The organism is Flavobacterium soyae (assembly GCF_021245985.1).
GTDB lineage: Bacteria > Bacteroidota > Bacteroidia > Flavobacteriales > Flavobacteriaceae > Flavobacterium > Flavobacterium soyae.
The window spans coordinates 16,753-39,955 of sequence record NZ_JAJQXA010000027.1 but is presented as its reverse complement, the minus strand read 5'-3'; the positions used below and the strand labels follow the sequence as shown (position 1 = coordinate 39,955).

Sequence of the window (23,203 nt, the reverse complement as noted above, 5' to 3'; positions counted from 1 at the left end):
TACCTAAAATCAGCAAGAAATAAAAAATTATCTTGAAAGTGGAATCCGAAAAACCTGAATTAATGTTTTTAGTGGACAATCTTGTTTTTACCAAAAAAAAGAAGCTGTCCTTTTGAGACAGCCTCATCTATAATATAGCCCGCAGTTGAAACCGCGGTATGTAGTGGATACAGAATAGTATTTCAAAGTTTAATATTAAATCCCGAAGGGATGAAATATTTATAAATAATATGCTGACGTATGTAATAGAACCCCAGCGGGGAGATATATCGCTCCTCTGAATCTTAGTTCCTGTGTGAATTTTATCAGCTATAAATATTGTACTCCGCCGGAGCTTTAAATTTTGCTTGTAAACAAAAAAGGAAACATTTTTAAAGTTTCCTTTTTGTATCGGTAAAACGATTAATTATTTAACCGTAATTGGTAATTCAACAGTTGTTTTATCCCATCCAATAACAAGATTAGCGACAGAACCTTGAGTTGTAAAAGCAATTGATAAAGCTTCGATTACCTCAGAAACAGGTTTTACAGGAACAGAAACCCTTACAACATCTTTACTTTCATCATAAGCATAAGCACCCCATAAATCAATTTCTTTATTGATAATGATTGTCCATTTGTCTTTTTCAGGAATAGCAAATAAACTATAAGTTCCGGCTGGAATAGTTTTACCGCCAATCGTTACTGGTTTGTAAAATTTGATTTCGGTATTTTCGTTAGCACCAACTCTCCAAACTTCTCCGTATTTAATCAAATCGCCAAAAATGGTACGCCCTTTTACAGAAGGCCTTGCATAAATAACCTTGATAACCGGGTTAGGATTATCAGATTTTTTGAATTTTACTGCTTTGTTCGGGAAATAAGAAATATCAACCGGACTGGCATCAAGCGGAGCAAATTTCACTACTTCTTGTGCTTGAACTGTAAAGGCAGCAAATAAAATAACTGCCAGTAAACTAAATTTTTTCATAATAGTTTTTTATTTAGGATTACCACAAAGTAAGTTAATAATGAATAAAAATCATATAATTACAGTTTGTTTTTTGTTAATGAATTGGTAACAGTTCTTATGTTTGATTTAGAATGACATAGAGAGCTTTTATGTTTTTCTTTTATCATTTTACAGAAGCATAATTTTTATTCTTTTTTCTTTTTTTCATACCAGTTTTGCATAATGTAAAAAGCTTTCTTTTTATTCCCGTCGTTTGAGATTAGACCTTTACGGTTATATTCGTCCTGAATTCCCGGAAGAAGTCTTCTTGGTGACCTGAAATCAACTAAAATCCAAGGGCTTAAACCACTTAAATGCGGAATCTTTTCAATCATTTTTAAATTTTGAATGTATAAATATTCCTGAAATTCTTCTGTCCAGCGCTCATTTTTCTCTCCGTGTAAACCTTGTTTGGCATCGCCTCCAAATTCAGAAACAATTACTGGTTTATTATATTTGGTTTTCCAGAAGATTTTCTCAGCATCTTCAAGTTTTCCGCCATACCAGCCTAAATATTGATTAAAAGAAATAATATCTAAATAATCACCAATGGCATCATTGATAGTTCCAAATCCTGCAGAATCACTTTGCGTTAATAAGGCTGCGCTGATCAGTCTTGTATTATCTAAAGTTTTGGTATGATCTACTAATTTTTTAATAAATGCATTTCTCGCATCAGAAATTGGAGTTTCATTTGCCATTGACCAAATTATGATACAAGCTCTGTTTTTATCTCTTGTTGCCGCAGCTGTCAATTGATCTTCGGCATTTTGATAGGTATTTTTATTGGTGAATTCTACAGTCCAGTAAACCGGAATTTCCTCCCAAACCATTAATCCCATTTTATCAGCTTCTCTGATAATGTTTTCGTTATGCGGATAATGTGCCAAACGAACATAATTACAGCCTAATTCTTTTGCCCAGTTTAATAAACGCAGGGCATCTTCCTGAGAATTCGCCCGCCCGCCTTTAGCATTTTCTTCATGAATAGAAATTCCGCGTAAAAAGATTGGTTTTCCGTTTAATAAGATCTTATCTTCCTTAGTTTCAATAGTTCTGAAACCAATTTTATCGTTTAATTTCTGTCCGTTAAAATCGATCGTAATATCATATAATTTTGGGTTTTCCGGAGACCAGTATGAAATTTTTTTAGCTGGGATTTCAAAATTCAACATTCCGTCAGCACCAATTTTTCCTTTGTAATTGATTTTTAATTCTGGAATCGAAATCGAAGCCTGATTCTGTGCAGTATTTAAATTATTGATTTTGATAAAACCCGAAATTACAGCATTGTTATTCTTTTTAAGCTGAATTGTGTAATCTTCTATAAAAGAACTTTCTTCTTCAATTAAAGTAACATCGCGTGTAATTCCGCCATAATTCCACCAATCGGTATTAATTGTCGGAACATCTTCTTTATGACGGGTATTATCCGCTTTAATGACCAAGTAATTGTCTTTTGGTTTTACAATCGAGGTAACTTCATAATTAAATGGTGTAAAACCACCTTCATGTGTTCCCAGTTTTTTTCCGTTTAAATAAACATTGGCTTTATAATTGATGGCACCCAAATACAGGAAAAGACGCTTATTAGCTTTTAGATTATAATCGAAAGATTTTTTAAACCAAATTGTTCCTTCGTAATATTTCAATTCAGGAACCTGAGAGGTCCAGTCACCCGGAATATTGATTTTTGGTGATTTATCAAAATCGTATTCTACCAATTCCTGTTTGTTTTGAGCATGATAATTATTAAAATAAGCAGCATTTGAAGGTTTGGCTTGTTTGTCATAAACATCGTGGTGAAAACTGTAATAACCTGTTTCATAAGGATCGACAATATAATTCCAGACACCGTTTAATGATGTGGTATTTCTGTTTGGAACATTCGAGATTAAACCTTGTGATTGTCCGGCACAAAATGTGGCTAGAAGTAGTAATGTTAGGACTTTTTTCATTCTTATAATTTTTTTGGCGTAATATTATTTATCGTTTTACCTATCTTTCATTCCTACGGAACTTTTTTAGATTAACTTTAGGCTTAGTTTTTCGTTCCTTGAATGACAAACTAGACTTATAACCATATCTGCTAAATCAGCAAAATCTCGAGAGAAAAATCCTGTACCTTCGTGGCAAAGCTCTTATAAAGATCGTTTAATCCCTAATTCAAGCCCTCGCAATTCTGCCAAACCTCGTAAACGTCCAATTGCAGAATAACCCGGATTTGTTTTTTTCTTTAAATCATCCAGCATTTGGTGTCCGTGATCTGGACGCATTGGCAATTGACTATTATTTCTTTTTTCAACTTCCAAAATTGCTTTTACAACTTCGTACATATCAACGTCACCTTCTAGATGATTTGCTTCGTAGAAACTCCCTTCTTCGTCTCGTTGTGTGCTTCTTAAATGAATAAAATTCATTTTATCGCCATGACGTCTCACAATTCCAGACAAATCATTATCGGCACGAACACCATAAGAACCTGTACACATTGTAAATCCGTTTGATGGAGAAGGAGCAGCATTCATTAATTCCATCAAATCTTCTTCTGTGCTAACAACTCTTGGCAGACCTAAAATTGGGTAAGGAGGATCATCAGGATGAATCGCCATCAAAACACCTTTACTTTCAGCAACAGGAATAATTTCTTTTAGAAAATGAAAAAGATTATTCTTCAAAGCCTGTCTGTCAATATGATTGTAAGCACTTAAGGTTACTAAGAAATCTTCAACCGTATAGGCTTCTTCGGCACCTGGAAGTCCAGCCAAAATGTTCTGCTGTAACTTTACTTTGTCTTCTGGAGTCATTGCTTCAAAATAGCTTTTTGCTTTTTGTTTCTGTACATCAGAATATTCGTTTTCTGCACCTGGTCTTTTTAAAATAAACAATTCGAAAGCCGCAAAAGCATTGATATCAAAACGTAAAGCTTTAGAACCGTCTTCTACCGTAAATGATAAATCTGTTCTTGACCAGTCTAAAACTGGCATAAAGTTGTAGCAGACACATTTAATACCGCACAAAGCCAGATTACGAATACTTTCTTTATAATTTTCAATATATTGAAGATAATTTCCAGTCTGTTTTTTAATGTCTTCATGTACCGGAATACTTTCTACAACTGACCAGGTTAAACCTGAAGCACCTTTTTTAGGATCTCCGTCTTTATGTTCAATTTCAACTTTTCGTTTAATGATTTCGTCAATGCTCCAAACCTCTCCGTTTGGAATATGATGTAAAGCTGTTACAATTCCGGTTGCTCCAGTTTGTTTGATATCTTGTAAAGAAACAGGATCATTTGGTCCGAACCATCTTAATGTTTGTTCCATGTTTTATGTTTTTTGTTTTATTTCCTGCAAGGTTTTACAAACCTTGCAGGTATTTTAATTTATAGAAATGACTAATTTAAACCTGCCGGGTTTTGTCCTGAAGCCTCAGGATTGCAGGACGTGAGAAATCTTAAATACTTGTTGCGGCAAATCCGCCGTCAACTTTTAAGGTTATTCCTGTAACGAATTTTGACATATCGCTGCATAAAAATAAAAGTGCGCCGTCAATATCTTCCGGAGTTCCAAATCTTCCCATTGGCGTATGATCTATGATTTTTTCGCCTCTTTGGGTCAGTTTTCCTTCTGGAGTTAATAATAAAGCACGGTTTTGTTCTCCAATAAAAAATCCCGGAGAAATCGCATTTACACGAATTCCTTCGCCATATTTCTGGGCTAATTCAACCGCCATCCATTGTGTAAAATTGTCAATTGCCGCTTTTGAAGCAGAATAACCTACAACTCTGGTTAATGGTCTTTGTGCCGATGCCGATGAAATGTTGATGATATTTCCTGATTTCTGTTTTGCAAATAGCTCCGAAAAAACTTGAGTAGGAAGCATTGTTCCAATAATATTCAAGTCAATAACTTTTTGTAAATCATCAGTTTTCATATCATAAACTGCCTGATCCGGCTGAATCGTTGCACCCGGCATATTTCCTCCGGCTGCATTAATCAGGATATCTAAACGACCATATTTTTCAACGATAAAATCTTTTGCTTTTTCTAATTCTTCTTTACTTAAAACATTTGCCTGAACAGCAAATGCCCGCCCGCCATGAGCTTCTATATGCTGTACGGTTTTTTCCGCTTTTTCAATTGATTGAGAGACAATCCCGACAATAACACCTTGTTTTGCCAAAACATTTGCAAAGTTGCTTCCTAATACTCCGGCACCGCCCGTAATAAGAGCAATTTTTCCTTTTAGATTAAATATTGAATCCATTCTTATTTTTATAGGTTATAATTTTTTCTAAACACATAGAAACATAGTTTCAGAACTTGTTAAAGGCGTTTCACCTGCATTAACAAACATAGTTTTTACGTCTTAGCTATGTGTGAAAACCTGTTTTTCCGGATAAACTTTTCAACTCAAAAAATCTATGTTTCTATATGTTTAATTTTATAGTTTATATCTTAACTTTAAATACCAGTTTTTTCAAAAAGCCTTCACCAATCATTGCCGCATGAACATCCTCTGGAAATAAAATCGCAAATTGTTTTTCCTGAAGTTCAAAAAACATATCCGGTTTATCGTGGAAAAAACGAACATCTCTTTCGTCGCTGTAATCTCCATTCGGGCTAACACATTTTTCTCTCGGTTTCCACGCAAAAGTTTCAGGGCCTTGTATTGAAATTTGAATGTCAATGTTTTTATCGTGGCATTCAAAACCTTTAATACTTTCTTCTCTCGTACTTCCGTCACCGTGAATCACGATTAGTTTTAAGCCTTCATTAATTTCTATAGTTCCCGCTTCAAGACTAGCAATATCAGTTTGATTTACATACTCAAAAGCTTTTTGAAAGTTGGGGTGCAGACTATAATATTTAGCTGCATTATGTAATGAATCTACAATCATTGGTAAAGTTTTGTTTTGATTTTCGAAATAATAATATAAAAAATGTTTGCCGTTTTTATATTATGTGTATTTTTACGTGTACGCACACGGTATTTTACAAATGTATGTAAATTGTAATGTAAAACAACTTATTTTTGCAAAAAAAACGAATTATACCAAAGAGCTTTTATTATTTTAACTAAAAAAGAATCAATATCATAACAATTAAAAAAATTGCTGAATTAGCCAATGTTTCGCCCGGAACTGTAGACAGGATTATTCATAATCGGGGTCAGGCTGCACAGGAAACTGTAGACAAAGTCAATGCTATAATTGAAGAGTTTGGTTATAAGCGAAATATTTTGGCCAGTAATCTGGCTTTAAATAAGAAGTTTCATTTTGCGGTTTTTCTTCCTAAATATGAAAAATTAGAATATTGGAGAAGTCAGGTTGATGGTATTGAGAAAGCTGCTTTGGAGTTTAGCAAATTCGGAATCGTTCTGGATTATTTCTTTTATGATTTTAATGCTGTTTCTTTTAAGGAATCAGTCAAAAAAGTATTAGAGTTCGATTGCGACGGCTTGTTGTTCGCTCCAATATTTTACGACGATTCGGTTCAGTTTTTAAATGAATATAAAAAGAAAAATATTCCGGTAGTGATGATCGATTCGAATATTTCAAACGAAGACAATCATGCTTATGTAGGTCAGGATGCTTTTCAAAGCGGCTATTTGGCAGGAAGATTAATCAGTTTTGCGGTGAAAAACGAAAGACATGTTCTGATTTTTAAAATTACCCGTGAAATCGAAAGTACATCGGTGTATTTGCAGAGAATCGACGGATTTTATTCTTTCTTTAAAGATAATGAAGAACTCACGAATTTTAAATTTTCAGAAATAACCATTAAAGATTCGGGAATTGATCAGATGAATCTGGAAATGTTTTCAGGAATCAGCAGTGTTTTTGTTCCCAATTCAAGGGCATATATTGTTGCTAGATTTTTGGAACAAAATAATATAAAAGGCATCCGAATTATTGGTTACGATTTATTAAATGAAAATATCGAATACCTAAACAAAGGCGTAATCGATTTTTTAATCAACCAAAGACCCGAAAGTCAAGGTTATATGGGAATCAATTATTTATACAAAAAACTAGTTCTTCAGGAAGACACAGAACGCACACATTATATTCCGCTGGAAATTATCTTAAAGGAGAATTATTTTCCTGCTAGGCGATGATTTTAATTGCCCACGGGTTTTACGGATTAAACGGATCGGTGCAGGTTATTTTTTAATAAACTATCTGTAAGCAAACAGTATTTCAAACATAACCCACGGTTGAAACCGCAGGTTATGTTTGAAAGTTAGAAATTATTTTGAAGGAGAATTATTTTTCCATAATCTTGTCATTTTTGAGGAATGAGGACACGAGCGATAGCGAACTGGCGAAGCAATCAGACCCGTAGATCCACAAAGATTGGTCTTTGCAAGGAACGAAGCAATCTCACGTGTTAAATCAATTTGTGATCTTTGTTAGTGTGGTTGCTTCATTTCTTACAATGACAAGATTTGGATTTTAAAATTTAATCTTACAATTACTAAATTATTTGATTATAATGTAATTTGTTGCATTAAAATAAAATTTTATATATTTGAATTTCGATATTCTCTATTTTAGTTTGATAATAGTGAATAATTGTTATTAATACATTTATGAAAATGAATGTTTTTTGCCTGGAAAATGGCTTTCCCCAAGAGTCAATTTCCTAAAATGTGATTCCCAAAAATCACACAATAACCTACAGACAGAAACAAAATGACGAAATGTATAATTAGAATTTTAGTTTTATCGATAGTATTTATTTCTCCAATTGTAAAGGCGCAGATAAAAAAAATTGGAATTCCTTTTATAACCAATTATAATCCGAAAACGTATAAAGCCGCTTCAGAAAACTGGGATGTTTTACAGGATTCTAAGGGAATGATGTTTTTTGCCAATCACTTCGGGATTATGCAGTTTGATGGTGTTCGCTGGAGCATTGTAACACAGCCCGAAAACAAAAGTATGGTTCGCTCGCTTGCCATCGACAAAAACGACAAAATGTATGTGGGCGCCCAAGGCGATTTTGGCTATGCCATTCAATTGCCAAACGGGCAGTATCAATATACATCTTTAGTAAAATTATTACCGGAATCGGCGCGAAACTTTGGCGATGTGGTGCATACCGTTATCCGAAATAACGAAGTGATTTTTTTCTCTTATGAAGAAATCCTTATCTACAAGAACAATAAAATCAAGGTTTTAAAGTCTAATGTAAAATTTGATGATTTCTTTGAAGTCAATAAGGAAATCTATGTTTTAGATAATGCAAAAGGTTTATTGCAGTTAAAAAATAATGCGTTAACGGCGATTACAAACAGCGATCAATTTGCCGGAATGAAGATTCGAAAAATCTTTCAAACCAAAAACGGACTTTTATTGCTTTCACAAAAAAACGGACTTTTTACTTTTAAAGATAATCAGCTAAAGCCATTTGTAACAGAAGCCGATAATGTTTTGAAGCAAAATCAAATTTCTACAGGGATTCAGCTTTCTGATGGATATTTCGGAATTGGAACCCGTCAATCTGGGTTGATAGTCATAGATGGTTTGGGACGTTTGATTCAGCATATCAACAAACAAACGGGTTTGCAAAACGATTATGTAACGAATTTAAAGGTTGATAAAGAAGGCAATTTATGGGTTACGCTAAAGGAAGGAATTTCACTCATTCAAATTTCTTCGCCGTTATCCAGAGTTTTAGATACTTCAAATTCAGAAACCAAAATATACTGCAGCCAGATTTATCAGGACAAATTATATATCGCGACAGACAACGGTTTGTTTTGGATGGATTGGCTTTCTTATAAAAACGGAAAACATGAAAATGCAAACTTTCAGCACGTTTCAGGCATGTCTGAAAATGTCTGGAATATTGGTGTTTTTGGAAGCTCACTTTTGGCTTTCGAAAAAAACGGAATCTTTGAAGTTTCCGGTAATTCGGCAAAATTATTGGCAAAAACAGATGGAGCTTGGAAAGGAATATTAGTTCCTAATCATCCTGATTTATTGATCGTTGGCGGTTATAACGGAATGTATCTTCTCAAAAAAATAAATAATACGTGGGTTTATCAAAATAAAATAAAAGGTTTTGAAGAAAGCAGCCGTGTTATCGAAACCGATAAAAACGGCGATTTCTGGATTGCTCACGGTTACAAAGGAATTTATAAAATTCAGTTTAATAAAACATTCGATGCGGTTTCAAAAGTGGAATTTTACAATCAAAAGAATGGTTTCCCGTCGAGTTTGTTTTTGAATACTTTTAAAATAGATAATCAAATTCTTTTTGGAACAACAAAAGGAGTTTACAAACAAGATTCGCATTCGAAGAAAATGATTCCCGAACCCGTTTTTAGGAAATATCTCGGAATGGAAAATCATATTCGTTTATTAAAATCGGATAATCAGGATAATGTCTGGTACGTATCTGGAGAAAATACCGGAAAAATAACTAAAAACCCAAATGGAAGTTTTGAGGTTGAAGAACTGCCTTTTAGAAAACTCAGATATTTATACGTTCCGGGTTTTGAGAATATACAAACCACAGCCACGGGAGATGTGTTTTTTGGTACGCAGGATGGTTTAATTCATTATAACACCATTAAAAACAAGCAATATCAAACGAAATATAAAGCGGTAATTTCAGAGGTTAAATGTATTTTTCCGAAAGACAGTCTGTTATTTTCAAGCCGATTTGATGTGCTTCCAAATAAAACAAAAGAGGCGTGTGAAGAAATATCAAATGTTTTATCGCATTCCCATAATGCGCTTCATTTTTCTTTTTCATCGCTTTTTTATGATGAAGCCGATGCCACAAAATACGAATACTGGCTGGAAGGTTTTGAACCAAAATGGTCAGAATACAGTCTTCAGACAGAAAAAGAATACACGAACTTACCTGAAAACGAATATGTTTTTCATGTAAGGGCAAAAAACATTTATGATGTGGTAAGTGAAGAAGCCGTTTTTCGTTTTGAAGTTTTACCGCCTTGGTACAGAACGATCTGGGCTTATATTCTGTATTTTATACTTTATAGTATTGTCATTTATTTGATTATTAAATATCAAAAATCTGTGGCAGAACGAGATCGCCAGCAATTGATCCTCAATCAGGAAAAAGAATTGCTGCGCAGCCGTGCCGAACTTAATGAACAGAGATTGACATTGGAACAAGAAAATATGGCCATTGTTCGCGAAAACCTGCAGACTACGATAAATCTTAAAAATGCAAAAGTAGCTTCGAATACGGTGAATCTTATTCATTTAAACGAAATCCTGCTTTCAATAAAAGAGCTGATTGGCCAAATCGATAAGAAAAACGAACCAGGTGTAAACTTTAGTTTGTTAACCAAAATAAACAAGCTGATCGATCATGAACTTCAAGGCGATAAGCAATGGAACGAATTTGAGGAAATCTTCAATCAATTGCATGACAATTTTATGCAGAGGCTGAAAAACAGTTACCCAGAACTTACTCCGCGCGATATGAGATTGTGTGCGTATCTGCGAATGAACTTTAATACCAAAGAAATTGCTCCGCTTTTAGGAATTTCTGTTCGCGGAGTGGAAGATACCCGATACAGAATTCGAAAAAAATTGCAGCTTCCGTCTGATGCAAATATCACAGAATTCATTTTAAATTTTTAGATGATTATTTAAACACATAGGAACATAGTTTGGCTTTGTCTATTAAAAGGCATTTCACTAGTTTAAGCAAACATAGCTATGTGTAAAAGCAAGCTTTTTGATAATCTCAAATAAAGAAGCAAGAAGAAAATCTATGTTTCTATGTGTTTAGAATTTTTCACACCTTTAAAATCTCTTGCAGCTTTTTACAACCTTTACGATTAAGAATAACTTCTAAAAAAAGGGATTTTATCTCGTAAGTAATATCCTAAGTAGTTTTACGCCTTTTTTCTGCATTTTTTTTAAATCACCGTAGTCAAACCGTACTCAAAAATGTAAGTGTAGCCTGATTTATTTGTTAATATTGTCGGATTATTATTAAAATAAGAACCCATTTCTGTAAAATAGGTTTTTGTAGCGGTAATAAACTTTACTAACAAAAAACTAAAAAAAATGAATCAAAATGACTCTTTTTTCGGCCGACCACCGAAAGACAATTTCTATTATTTTAAACGATTTTTGGCTGCTGCAATATTTGTGCTGCTGCCAATTTTAAAAGTCCAGGCACAATGTAAAACATTGGTTTGGTCTGATGAATTTAACGGTACTACTGTCGACCTAACCAAGTGGCAGAGTATTTCAGGAAACGGTTGTCCGGCACTTTGCGGATTCGGAAATGCAGAAGCTCAGCGTTACGATCCAAATCAGGCGACAATTGTAAAAGAAGGAGCAAACAGTTATTTGAACATTCAGGCAAAATACGAGCCGAATGGTGCATTTCCTGATCAGCCTTATGCTTCTTCAAAATTAACTACAGAAGGAAAGTATTCTCTTAAATACGGAAGAGTTGAAGCCCGCATGAAGCTTTCAAACGGACAAGGTGCATGGCCTGCGTTCTGGATGCTTCCGGTAGGAGGAAACTGGCCGTATACTGGTGAAATTGATATCATGGAAGCCAAACACAGAAACCCGCAATCTGTAGATGGAACAATTCATTATGATGGAAACGGATATCATTTTACAGGAAGAAGTTATAGTTCTCCAACAGATTTATCTACAGACTTTCACGTGTATGCGGTAGAATGGGGACCAAATTTTATAAAATGGTATGTTGATGATGTTTTATTTCACACCGCAACTCCAAATACTACTGTAAACGGCGGATGGCCTTTTAACGATAATCAGTTTTATATTATTTTAAATCTGGCTGTTGGTAGTGCAGGAACGCCTTATACAAGTGTAAATGGGGCAGGAGTAGCACCCATTCCAGCTGATTTCCCTGCAAAATTACAGGTAGATTATGTTCGTGTTTATGACGGAAGTTATAAATATGGCGTTGCCGGAGATGCAAAAGTGTATCAAAACGAAACGGGTAAAACGTATTCTATAAACGCTATTACCGGCGCAACGTACAATTGGACAGTTCCTGCGGGAGCGACAATTACGGCTGGGCAGGGAACAAATGCCGTAACTGTAAATTGGGGAACTGCAGGCGGAGATGTTTCGGTAACAGCAACAACTTCTGGCTGTACGGCCAATACATATAAACTGGCTGTAGCGACAGAACCTGCAATTCCTGTAGAGAAAATTCAGGAAGATTTTCAAACGAACAGAAATGTTGTTTACGGAAACAAAACAGGAGTTTTGACTGAAGCCGTAGCAAATCCTTCTGCAACCGGAATCAATACTTCGGCTTTGGTTGGAAGATATGTTCGTAACTCTTCTGAATTGTACGATGTTTTCAATATCAAAAATGTAGTTATCAGCAATGCGAATGATTATGTATACGGCAGAAAAAGAATTTCTTTTGATTTGTATACATCGGCTCCGGTTGGAACTAAGGTTTCATTGCAGTTAGAAAATAGTAATGTAACCACAGCGACAAATTATCCGTTAGGAAGACACAGCGGTTACAAAGCAACTACAACAGTTCAGAATAAATGGGAAACGATTGAGTTTGAATTTGAAAAAATTATCGATGCAAATACAAGCGCTTTAACGATTAATAATGTGGCTTTACTTTTTGAATCCAATTCAAATTCTGGAGCAACTTATTATTTTGATAATTTGCTTACAAGAGCTACACCAGAAAAACCAATTGTTGCCACAGACGTATTGCAGAATTACGACGGCATCAACAAAATTATAAAAGGAACTACAACGGGAACGTATTCTGTAGTGGCAAATCCGGGTTCAAACGCTGTTAACTCGTCTGCAAATGTGGCGAGATATGTTAGAAACGTAACTGAACAATACGATGTACTTTTCTTTAATACACAAAGCACGATTGAAGATGCTGGTTTATTAAAAAATCAGACGAATAAAATCATGATCGATGTGTATACATCGGCGCCAATTGGTACGGTTGTAAGTTTGAATTTAGAAAACAGCGCAACTTCACTTCCTGCCAATTATCCAACGGGAAGAAACAGTAATTATGTTGCGATTACGACGAAACAAAACCAATGGGAAACTTTGACTTTTTATTACAATTCAAGTCCAGATGCCGGAACTTCGAATTTGGCTGTAAACCAAATGGTTTTATTGTTTAACTCAGGATCTTTTACAAGCGATACGTATTATTTTGATAATATCAGAATTGGAGCAACAAAACTTCCAGATACATTTACGCCTGGAGTTGTTTACGAAGATTATCAAACGGTTCACAATATTACATTTAGAGACGCTATCGGAACTTACACAGCAAACGTAGCTAACCCAAGTGCGACAGGAATTAATACTTCATCAAATGTTGGAAGATATGTTCGTAAGTCAACAGAATTATATGATAACTTCTCATTTAATACGACTTTAACCAATATTGGAGATTTCAAAGCAGGAACTAAAAAATTCGCAATGGATGTTTATACATCGGCTCCGGTTGGATCTGTTATTTCATGGCAGGCAGAAAGCAGTGCTTCGGTTCCGTCAAATTATCCGGTAGGAAGACACAGTATTTATCAGGGAGTTGTAAAACAAACCAATACTTGGCATACCGTAACTTTTACTTATGTAAGCACGCCAGACGCTTCGACTTTAGACAGCGAAGTAAACCGTTTTGTTTTCTTGTATGAACCGGGAACAAATTCTGGAAACACATATTATTTTGATAATTTAAGAGCTTTAAATTTAGTTTCGACAGAAACTCCAGTTGGATTACCTGCACCGTGGGTTAGTACAGATTTAGGTGCGGTAACACCAGCGGGAGAAGCCACACATTCTAGCGGAACTTTCACTATAAAAGGTTCGGGAACGGATATTTGGGAAACCAGCGATCAATTTCAGTTTGTAAATCAATCTATTACTGGTGATGCCGAAATTATTGCCAAAGTAAATTCGTTAACCAATACGAATACATATGCAAAAGCGGGAGTAATGTTTAGAGAAACACTTACAGCAACTTCTAAACATGCTATGACAGATGTTACACCAGCTGCCGGCGTTGAATTTTTATCAAGAAATGCTACTTCGGGAGTAACGGTTGCAGATGTTGCCGCGGGAACAGCTCCAAAATGGGTTCGTGTGGTTCGTGCAGGAAATGTATTTACTTCTTATACATCTGATAACGGTACAACGTGGACACAACTTGGAACTCCAAAAACAATTACAATGGCGAATACCATTTATGTTGGAATGGCGGTTACTTCTCACGCAAACGGAACTTTAGGAACTGGAGTTTTCAGCGATGTTATTGTTAGAAATATTACAGCAAACCCGAATGTAAATTTAGCTCTGTCAAAAACGGCTACAGCTTCTACAGAAGAAAATGCAACATTGTCAGCCAGTAAAGCTACAGACGGAGACGGAACAGTTTCAAGATGGGCAAGTTCTTTTGCGAATGCTACTGAATGGATTTATGTTGATTTAGGAAGTAATTACAATCTGAATCGTGTAGTATTGAAATGGGAAGCCGCTTTTGCAACGCAATATAAAGTACAGCTTTCTACAGATAACGTTTTTACCGAAAACGAAACAATCAACACACAAACTGCCAGCGATGGAGGAACGGATGATTTAACCGTAAGTGGAACAGGAAGATACCTGCGTATTTTATGTACAACAAAAGCTTTGGCTCCTTACGGATATTCATTATATGAAATCGAAGCGTATGGATCAGCTTCGGCAGCTAAAAAAGCGAATGTTATAGTTGAAGAAAGTGCTCCGGAAAGTGTTGTTTTTGCCATCTATCCAAATCCGGCAAGTAACTATATTCAAGTTGCAATTCCTGAAAATTTAGACAACAAAATCATCACGATTTATGACAATTCAGGAACGCTGGTTCTTCAGAATAAACCGGAGAAAGAAGCGAGTGAAAGCGTAATTGATTTGAGCAGACTGACAAAAGGAATTTATATTCTGAATTTCAAATCAGATCAAAAAAGCTGGACAAAAAAGCTAATTAAGAAATAATTAAAAATCCGTTGGGTGTAGTTTGTTTTAAAATAAACCCTCTCATTCAATTGTAAGCTGGAATTAAATTTAAATGGATAGCACCAAATAATTGCACCTGACGGATGATTAAAAAGTCATGATTTAAAAATGACTTTAGTTTAGAATCTATTTACATAAACCCACAATTATTTAGATATGAAAAAAAATAAACTTCAAAGATTTTCACTACTGACAGCACTTTTTCTGGTGTTTTCAAATTTTATGTTCGGGCAGGGTGCAATTCCTTTTACGATTAGTAATACTTCTACATTTAATGATAATGAATTGTATGTAGCTATTGTTGGTATCGATTATACCACCGGAAACCATGTTTGGGTAAATGCCAAAACAAGTCAGGTTTTACCAATGAGTTCATCTTATAATACCGTTACGGGGCCAACAATTGGCGGAAATACCGGACCGGGACAAAATTCAAAATATGCGGCTTGTTTTACCAAGCTGAGCGAAATTCCAAACAAAACTTTTACGCTGCCTTTAATTGCAGGCTGCCGAGTTTTTATTTCTAAAGGTTCGCAGTTGTATTTTTACTTTTTTGGTGCCAATGGAGCTCCTTCGGGATATACATCGCCAAATCCGTTGAATGCAACAGACCCAAATCAGGGAATTTTATATGAAATAATCGAATTGACGAACAATCAATATGGTTTCTTCGGAAATCCTTCAAGAGTTGATTCGTATAAATATCCAATGGGACTGGAATTATTTGGTGCAAACGGATATCAAAAGAAAGTTGGAGAATTAAAAAACCACGCTGATATTGTTGCCGCTTTTAAAGCAAATGTTCCGTCAGAATTTCAAGGATGTGTAAACAATACAACAGGTGAAATTACAGCTCCGTCAAAAACGCCTGCTTTTGCAGATGGAACAGGAGGAACAACAGTTGGACCGCAAGCCAATTATTTAAAATCTTATATCGACGCGATCTGGAATAAATATAAAAATGAAGATTTAATTTTTTATGCCGGAGACGCCGGAGTTTTTAAAGGAAGAGTTATTGGTGAGCAGCTTGAAATGGTTGGACAATCTGGAGGATTTGTTGGCCGTACAGGAAGAGTTCAATACAGACCAAGTACTCAGGAGGCGCTTGAAGGAAAAGGTGTTTTGGACAGAAGATTAGTCGACGGAGATTTAGATCTTGTGATTCAGGCGCAATTAACCGCTGCTATTAACAGACACGTTGTAAATACTACAACAGCAAATCCGGGTCAGCAAAACTGGTACGATGCCTCAAAATATTATCAGGTGAACCCAACAAACCACTATTCTAAATTTTGGCATTTACCGGGAATCAGCATTGATAATTTAGCGTATGGATTTGCTTATGATGATGTTGCAGATCAGTCACCATCATTACATTCGCCGCAGCCAACAAAAGTAATTGCAGTTTTTGGAGGTTATGCAGGAACGGTTCCTACTGTTCCGGCTTCGACAGATGTTATTACGGTTTATAAAGATTGTAACTACACAGGTTTCTCTGGCGGATTAACAATTGGAGATTATAACTTAGCACGTTTAAATACTTTAGGTGTTTTAAATGATGATATTTCTTCATTAAAAATCACACAAGGATATCAGGCGATTTTATATCAGGATGATAATTTTACAGGAGCTTCAACGGTAATTAATTCTGATAATTCTTGTTTAAACGCAACCTGGAATGATAAAGTAACTTCTATTAGAATCCTTGCAAACGGAACTACAACTTTAGGAAACCAGACTTTCTTTTTACAAAACAGAAACAGTGGTTTATATATGGACGTTTGGAATGCAAGTTTGTCTAATGGAGCAGGAATTAATCAAGGTGCGCTTAATTCTGGAAATAATCAGAAATTCACCTTTACACATTTAGGAGATGGATTGTATAAAATTATTGCCAATCACAGCAGCCAGTCTTTAGATATCAATAATTTCAATAAAGCAAACGGTGCGCGTTTAGAGCAATATCCATACAATGCAACTACAAATCAGCAGTTTGTATTGGTTTCAACTGGAGACGGATATTACAAAATCGTGGCAAGACACAGCGGAAGAATTGTTGAAGTTGCCGGAGCAAGTACAGCTTCTGGAGCCATTATTCAGCAATGGGATAACAACAACCAAACTTGCGGACAATGGAAATTAGTTCCGGCGACAAGTTCTCAGACTTCGGTTTTAATTCAGGCCGAAGATTATTCAGCAATGAGCGGCATTCAGGTTGAAGCCACTACAGATACAGGCGGAGGCTCAAATGTTGGTTACACAGAAACAGGTGACTGGTTAGCGTATAACAGCATCAATTTCCCAACAACAGGTTCTTATTTAATTGAATACAGAGTGGCAAGTGCTGTTACAGGCGGAAGATTATCATCTGATTTAAACGGAGGAACTATTGTTTTAGGAAATGTTGATATTCCAAATACCGGAGGATGGCAAAACTGGCAGACGGTTTCGCAAACGGTAAATGTAAATGCAGGAACATACAATTTCGGAATTTATATTCAAAATACCGGAATGAACATCAACTGGATTAAAATTACTAAAGTAGGTGCGGGTGCTGCTGCAAAAACAGCTTCGGTAGAACCTGTAGAAGAACCTGCAGAAATTGCGCTGAATGTTTATCCGAGTCCGGTTCAAAATACACTTTATGTAACGACAGATCTTTCTGGCGGAAGCGTAAAAATAGTCGATTCACAAACGGGGTCTACTGCAGCATCTCAAAAAATCAATAACAACAGTTTTGATGTTTCGCATTTGAGACAAGGAATCTATTTTATTGTTTTTGAAAAAGATGGTAAACAGACGATCAAACGTTTCATAAAGAAATAATTTTAGATTTTAGATTTCAGACTTTAGATTGATTTACAGCCATTTGTAAAATCTAAAGTCTGAAATTTAAAATCAAAAAAGTACAACTCAAATAACCGTCCCCTTATTTACGAGTTTATTAATCTATTAAAACAATTATTATGAAAAACAATTACCAAAGAATGCTGCAGAAATGCGTAATTATTTTAGTGTTGGGCGTTTTTAATTTAGCGACAGCTCAGCAGAAAAAAGTTATAGCCTACATTCCAAACTGGATAGACTTGAATGCCTTTTCAAGTACCATTCAGTACAGTAAATTAACGCACATTAATATTGCGTTCGAAAATCCTGATGCCAATGGATATTTGACTTTCAACTCTGGAAGCAATTCCATTATTAATGCAGCGCACGCTCAAAACATTAAAGTTTTTGTTTCCCTTGGAGGAGGTGCCATTTCTGAAGGCGGTGCCATTCGCGACAATTATTTTAATTTGATTACTCCGGCAAACAGAACGGCTTTTATCCAAAAAATCTACGACTATGTGGTCGCCCACAATTTTGACGGAGTTGACGTAGATTTAGAAGGTCCGGCAATTAATGGCGATTACGGCGGATTTGTTATTGCCTTGGCAAATAAACTGCATGCCAATGGTAAACTGATCTCAGCAGCGCTTTCAGAAGGATATGGTGGTGCAAATGTACCTTCATCTACTTTTGCGGCTTATGACTGGATCAATATCATGGCATATGATGCAACTGGGCCTTGGGCGCCAAACAATCCCGGGCAGCATTCTCCATACAGTATGGCCGTAAACCAGTTTAATTACTGGACAGGAAGAGGATTACCTGCAAGTAAAGCTATTATTGGATTACCATTTTACGGATATGGTTTTGGAGCATCAGCAAATCAGGGAATTTCTTATGCGAATATTGTAGCTCAATATCCGGGAGCAGAAAATGTAGATCAGGTTGGAAATACGATTTACTATAACGGAATTCCAACAATCAAAGCAAAAACAACTTTTGCGATTCAAAACGCAGGCGGAGTTATGATTTGGGAATTATCTCAGGATGCAACAGGTTCTAAATCATTATTAACAGCCATCAATCAGGTAATTACTGGAAGTAATCCTCCTGGAACAGGAACTTTAATACAAGCCGAAAGTTATAATACAATGAGCGGTGTTCAAACAGAAACTACAACAGATACAGGCGGAGGTTTAAATGTAGGTTATGCTGATACAGGAGACTGGATGGCATATTACAATATTAACTTTCCAACATCTGGTAATTATGTAATTGAATACAGAGTGGCAAGTGCTGTTAATGGAGCAAGATTATCATCTGATTTAAATGCAGGAACAATTCAGCTTGGTGCCGTTAATGTACCAAATACAGGTGGATGGCAAAACTGGCAGACGATTACGCAAACTGTAAATGTAAATGCCGGAACGTATAATTTCGGAATCTATATTCAAGCTTCGGGAGTAAATTTAAACTGGTTTAGAATCACAAAATCAGCTTCTGGTTTAGCGGCTAAATCTGCTCCGGCTGCTGAAACTCCTGCAGATATTGCAAGCGTTACCATTTATCCAAACCCAACAGAAGATACACTTTTCTTTAGTTCAGAAGTTTCCGGAGCAAATGTAAGCGTTATCAATTCTGAAGGCGGTGCTGCAGTTTCATCACAAACAGTAAACAACAACAGCATCAATGTTGCTGGTTTGAAAAAAGGAATTTACCTGATTTCATTGGAAAAAGATGGAATCAAAACGGTAAGACGTTTTATTAAAAAATAAGTTCTTAACCGCAAAGTTTGCAAAGAAAAAACGCAAGGTTCGCAAAGGCAATAAATTACCTGGCGAACTTTGCGTAAAACTTAGCGCTCTTTGCGGTTAATTTTTTTATCAGTATTGTAACACCTTTTAACCCCAATTATATGAAAAATATTTACAGATTTCGGTTAAGTTTACTCTTGATAATTTCCTTTGGATATTTTGCCATGGCGCAGACTTCCTTAGGTTCGAGCAAAACATTCTTGAATAAAATAAAAAATGGATTAGTTTCTTCAACAACTGCAAAAGGGCCAGAAAAAACAATTCTGCTTCAGGCAGCCGATTCCAAAAGCTTTAACGGAAAAATAAACTATAAAGAATCAGATCAGTCAAGTGAATTTTTAATTGGAGAAATTAAAAATGTTGCAGAATCTTCTTTTTATATTAAAGTTAAAGATCAATCTCTTGAAGGTCATATTATTTTAAAGAAAACCAGAGAAGCCTACAAATATTACTCTGATGCACAAGGAAATGCTTTTGTCTCTAAAGTAGATATTAATACTTTGGTTTGTATCGATTATAAAAATCTTCCATCAAAAGCAGCAAATAAAACAACAGCGGCAGCAGAAATTGCTCCGGCATTGCTAAACCTTCAAAGTTTACCGGGTGGAGCAGGCTGCGTTTTATTAGATTTTGATGGTTATTATATGCCTGCAGGAAATCTTTGGAACAATGGTAATGCGATTAACGCAGCCGCTTCAGGAATGAGCGATGCAGCAGTTCAGCAGCATTGGGAAGTAGTTTCAGAAGATTACAGACCTTTTAATCTAAACGTAACCACAAGCGAAGCTGTTTTTAATTCTTACCCAAGAAACAGAAGAATGCGTGTTGTAGTAACGCCAACAAATACGGCAGCTCCGGGCGCGGGTGGTGTAGCTTACATTGGTTCTTTTAACTGGGATAATGATGTACCTTGTTGGGTATTTATTACTTCCGGAAAATCGGGTGGTGATGCTTCTTCTCACGAAATTGGACATACTTTTGATTTGGGTCACGACGGACGTACCAATCCTGCCGAAGATTATTTCGTAGGTTTAGACGGAACTTCGTGGGCTCCAATTATGGGTGCTGGATATTACAGACCTGTTGTACAATGGAGTAAAGGCGAATACAATTTTGCTAATAATTTACAAGATGACGTAGCGACAATTGCAGGTTCTAAATTTGGAGTTGGATATCGCGGAGACGATTATGGAGATAATACCGCTTCTGCAGCCACTTTAGATTATAATGCAAGTGGAGCAATCAATCAAAAAAATGGAATTATTTCAAGTGCAGCAGATTATGATTTCTTCACATTTACAACTGGCGGCGGAAATGTTTCTATAAATGCAAACACTGTTTCAAGAGACGGAAACCTGCATCTTTTATTAAGATTATATAATTCGGCAGGAACAGAAATGGGAACGTATTGGAATTCTGATCCGTTTGCTTTAAATGCTTCTATGAATGTAAATCTTCCGGCTGGTAAATATTTTGTCGGCGTTGATGGAAACGGAGCAGGTAATGCCGGAAGCGGTGGATATTCGGCTTACGGTTCTATCGGAAGTTATTCAGTTACAGGAACAATTCCACCGGGAGGAAACATCAATCCAACAACTGGTGTAATTACTGCTTATAAAGATTGTAATTATACAGGTTTCTCAGGCGGATTAACTATTGGAGATTATAATCTGGCCCGTTTAAATTCTTTAGGCATTTTAAATGATGATATTTCGTCACTTAGAGTTACGCAGGGATTTCAGGCAATTTTATATCAGGATGATAATTTTACCGGAGCTTCAACTGTAATTAATTCTGATAATTCATGTTTGAATACAACCTGGAATGATAAAGTAAGTTCGATTCGAATTCTGGCAAACGGAGTTACAACTTTAGGAAATCAGACTTTCTTCCTTCAAAACCGAAACAGCAATCTAAATATGGATGTTTGGAATGCCAGTTTAACAAACGGAGCAGGTATCAAACAAGGAACTGCAAATACTGGAAACAATCAAAAATTTACGTTTACACATTTAGGTGACGGTTTATACAAAATCATTGTAAATCACAGCGGACAATCATTAGACGTAAATGGTTTCAATACAGCAAATGGTGTAAGCGTAGAGCAATATCCGTATAACGGAACTACAAATCAGCAATTCATTCTGGTTTCTACAGGCGATGGCTTTTATAAAATCGTTGCCAGACATAGCGGAAGAATCGTTGAGGTTGCCGGAGCAAGTACTGCAAATGGTGCCAATGTTCAGCAATGGGACAACAACAACCAAACGTGCGGACAATGGAAATTAATTGCAACAACAGCTTCTCAGACTTCTAATTTAATTCAGGCAGAAGATTATTCAGCAATGAGCGGTATTCAGGTTGAAACAACTACAGATACTGGCGGAGGTTCAAACGTAGGTTACACAGAAACGGGCGATTGGCTTGCGTATAACAACATTAATTTCCCAACAACTGGTTCTTATTTAATTGAATACAGAGTGGCAAGTGCCGTAACTGGCGGCAGATTATCATCTGATTTAAACGGTGGAACTATTCTGTTAGGAAATGTTGATATTCCAAATACAGGAGGCTGGCAAAACTGGCAGACGATTACTCAAACCGTAAACGTAAATGCCGGAACATATAATTTCGGAATCTACATTCAAAATACGGGAATGAACATCAACTGGATTAGAATTACAAAAGTTGGAGCAGGAGCACCAGCTGCAGTTATTGATGAAGAAATTAAAGATGTTGTTTTTAATGTTTATCCAAATCCGGTTTCAGAAACGCTTTTCTTTACAAAAGATGTTTCGGGAGGAAATATTAAAGTAATAGATTCTCAAGGTTCTGTAGTTTCATCACAAAAAAGCAATGATAACAGTTTGAATGTTTCGCATTTAAGACAAGGAATTTATTTTGTTGTTTTTGAAAAAAATGGAGAAAAAATAATAAAACGTTTTATAAAGAAATAATCCATTCGCCATAATGGTTTTATACATTAAATTTTAGGTTTTAATGTAAAGGCTGTCAGTAATGACAGCCTTTTTTTGTTGTCAATATTTTATTCAGAGTTAGATAATTTGCGTATAGTCCCTCCGGGCAATGTCATTAAGTTAAGAGGAAATCTATAAAATTACTTAACCGTTTAATTAAGAAAGTCATTAGAAAAATCAGTTTTTATCAGCGTTTTCGCTTTAACGAATCAGTAAAATCAGCGTCTAATTGTGACGCGGATAAAACAGATTTACTTCGTAAAAACGCGGATAAACACGGATTTGATTTGCAATAATTTTATTTTCTAAAAGCTTAACTTAATGACATTGCCCTACGGGACATTTTTCGGGAGGCGATGATTTATGTTCTACCGATATTTAACCTCTAACGAGGTAAACTTACTACAATTTAGAAAACTCCGTTAGGAGTTAAATATCGGTAGAAAAAAATGTGACCACAATATAATTGTCCCGTAGGGACTATACATTTTTTATAATAAATTATTCGTTTGATTTTTTATGCGGTAATTGCTAAGAGAGTTGTCCCTAC

11 protein-coding genes are annotated in these 23,203 nt (G+C 35.7%); 6 read left to right on the top strand and 5 right to left on the bottom strand.

Features of this window, described 5'->3' with window-relative positions:
- Nucleotides 1-406 precede the first annotated feature (406 nt).
- The 5 genes from LUU93_RS21075 to LUU93_RS21055 form a co-directional block, all read right to left on the bottom strand.
- Nucleotides 407-970: a DUF2911 domain-containing protein gene (locus tag LUU93_RS21075; RefSeq protein WP_232683150.1), complete on the bottom strand. Its 564-nt coding sequence runs from the start codon at nt 968-970 to the stop codon at nt 407-409.
- Nucleotides 971-1,137: 167 nt separating this feature from the next.
- On the bottom strand, nt 1,138-2,949 hold the full coding sequence (locus tag LUU93_RS21070) for a glycoside hydrolase family 2 protein (RefSeq protein WP_232683149.1): 1,812 nt from the start codon (nt 2,947-2,949) through the stop codon (nt 1,138-1,140).
- A 183-nt stretch (nt 2,950-3,132) separates the two neighbouring features.
- Nucleotides 3,133-4,317: a mannonate dehydratase gene (gene uxuA, locus LUU93_RS21065; protein WP_232683148.1), complete on the bottom strand. Its 1,185-nt coding sequence runs from the start codon at nt 4,315-4,317 to the stop codon at nt 3,133-3,135.
- A 130-nt stretch (nt 4,318-4,447) separates the two neighbouring features.
- Complete coding sequence (locus LUU93_RS21060) at nt 4,448-5,260, bottom strand: SDR family oxidoreductase (protein WP_232683146.1); 813 nt, start codon at nt 5,258-5,260, stop codon at nt 4,448-4,450.
- Between the two features lie 184 nt (nt 5,261-5,444).
- Nucleotides 5,445-5,894 carry a NanQ anomerase/TabA/YiaL family protein gene (locus LUU93_RS21055; RefSeq protein ID WP_232683145.1) on the bottom strand — a complete coding sequence of 150 codons (450 nt, stop codon included), beginning with the start codon at nt 5,892-5,894 and terminating at the stop codon, nt 5,445-5,447.
- Nucleotides 5,895-6,082: 188 nt separating this feature from the next.
- Here LUU93_RS21055 and LUU93_RS21050 point away from each other — a divergent pair, with 188 nt between their 5' ends.
- From LUU93_RS21050 to LUU93_RS21025, 6 genes are all read left to right on the top strand, one after another.
- Nucleotides 6,083-7,114 carry a LacI family DNA-binding transcriptional regulator gene (locus LUU93_RS21050; protein WP_311202641.1) on the top strand — a complete coding sequence of 344 codons (1,032 nt, stop codon included), beginning with the start codon at nt 6,083-6,085 and terminating at the stop codon, nt 7,112-7,114.
- A gap of 577 nt (nt 7,115-7,691) precedes the next feature.
- Complete coding sequence (locus tag LUU93_RS21045; protein WP_232683144.1) at nt 7,692-10,622, top strand: triple tyrosine motif-containing protein; 2,931 nt, start codon at nt 7,692-7,694, stop codon at nt 10,620-10,622.
- 432 nt (nt 10,623-11,054) lie between these two features.
- The gene (locus LUU93_RS21040; protein WP_232683143.1) at nt 11,055-15,011 is read left to right on the top strand and encodes a family 16 glycosylhydrolase; all 3,957 of its coding nucleotides are present in this window, start codon (nt 11,055-11,057) and stop codon (nt 15,009-15,011) included.
- A 177-nt stretch (nt 15,012-15,188) separates the two neighbouring features.
- Entirely contained in the window at nt 15,189-17,858 is a 2,670-nt protein-coding gene (locus LUU93_RS21035) for a beta-1,3-glucanase family protein (RefSeq protein WP_232683142.1), read from the top strand.
- Nucleotides 17,859-17,998: 140 nt separating this feature from the next.
- On the top strand, nt 17,999-19,636 hold the full coding sequence (locus LUU93_RS21030) for a glycosyl hydrolase family 18 protein (RefSeq protein ID WP_232683141.1): 1,638 nt from the start codon (nt 17,999-18,001) through the stop codon (nt 19,634-19,636).
- A gap of 140 nt (nt 19,637-19,776) precedes the next feature.
- Entirely contained in the window at nt 19,777-22,632 is a 2,856-nt protein-coding gene (locus tag LUU93_RS21025) for an RICIN domain-containing protein (protein ID WP_232683140.1), read from the top strand.
- Nucleotides 22,633-23,203 lie beyond the last annotated feature (571 nt).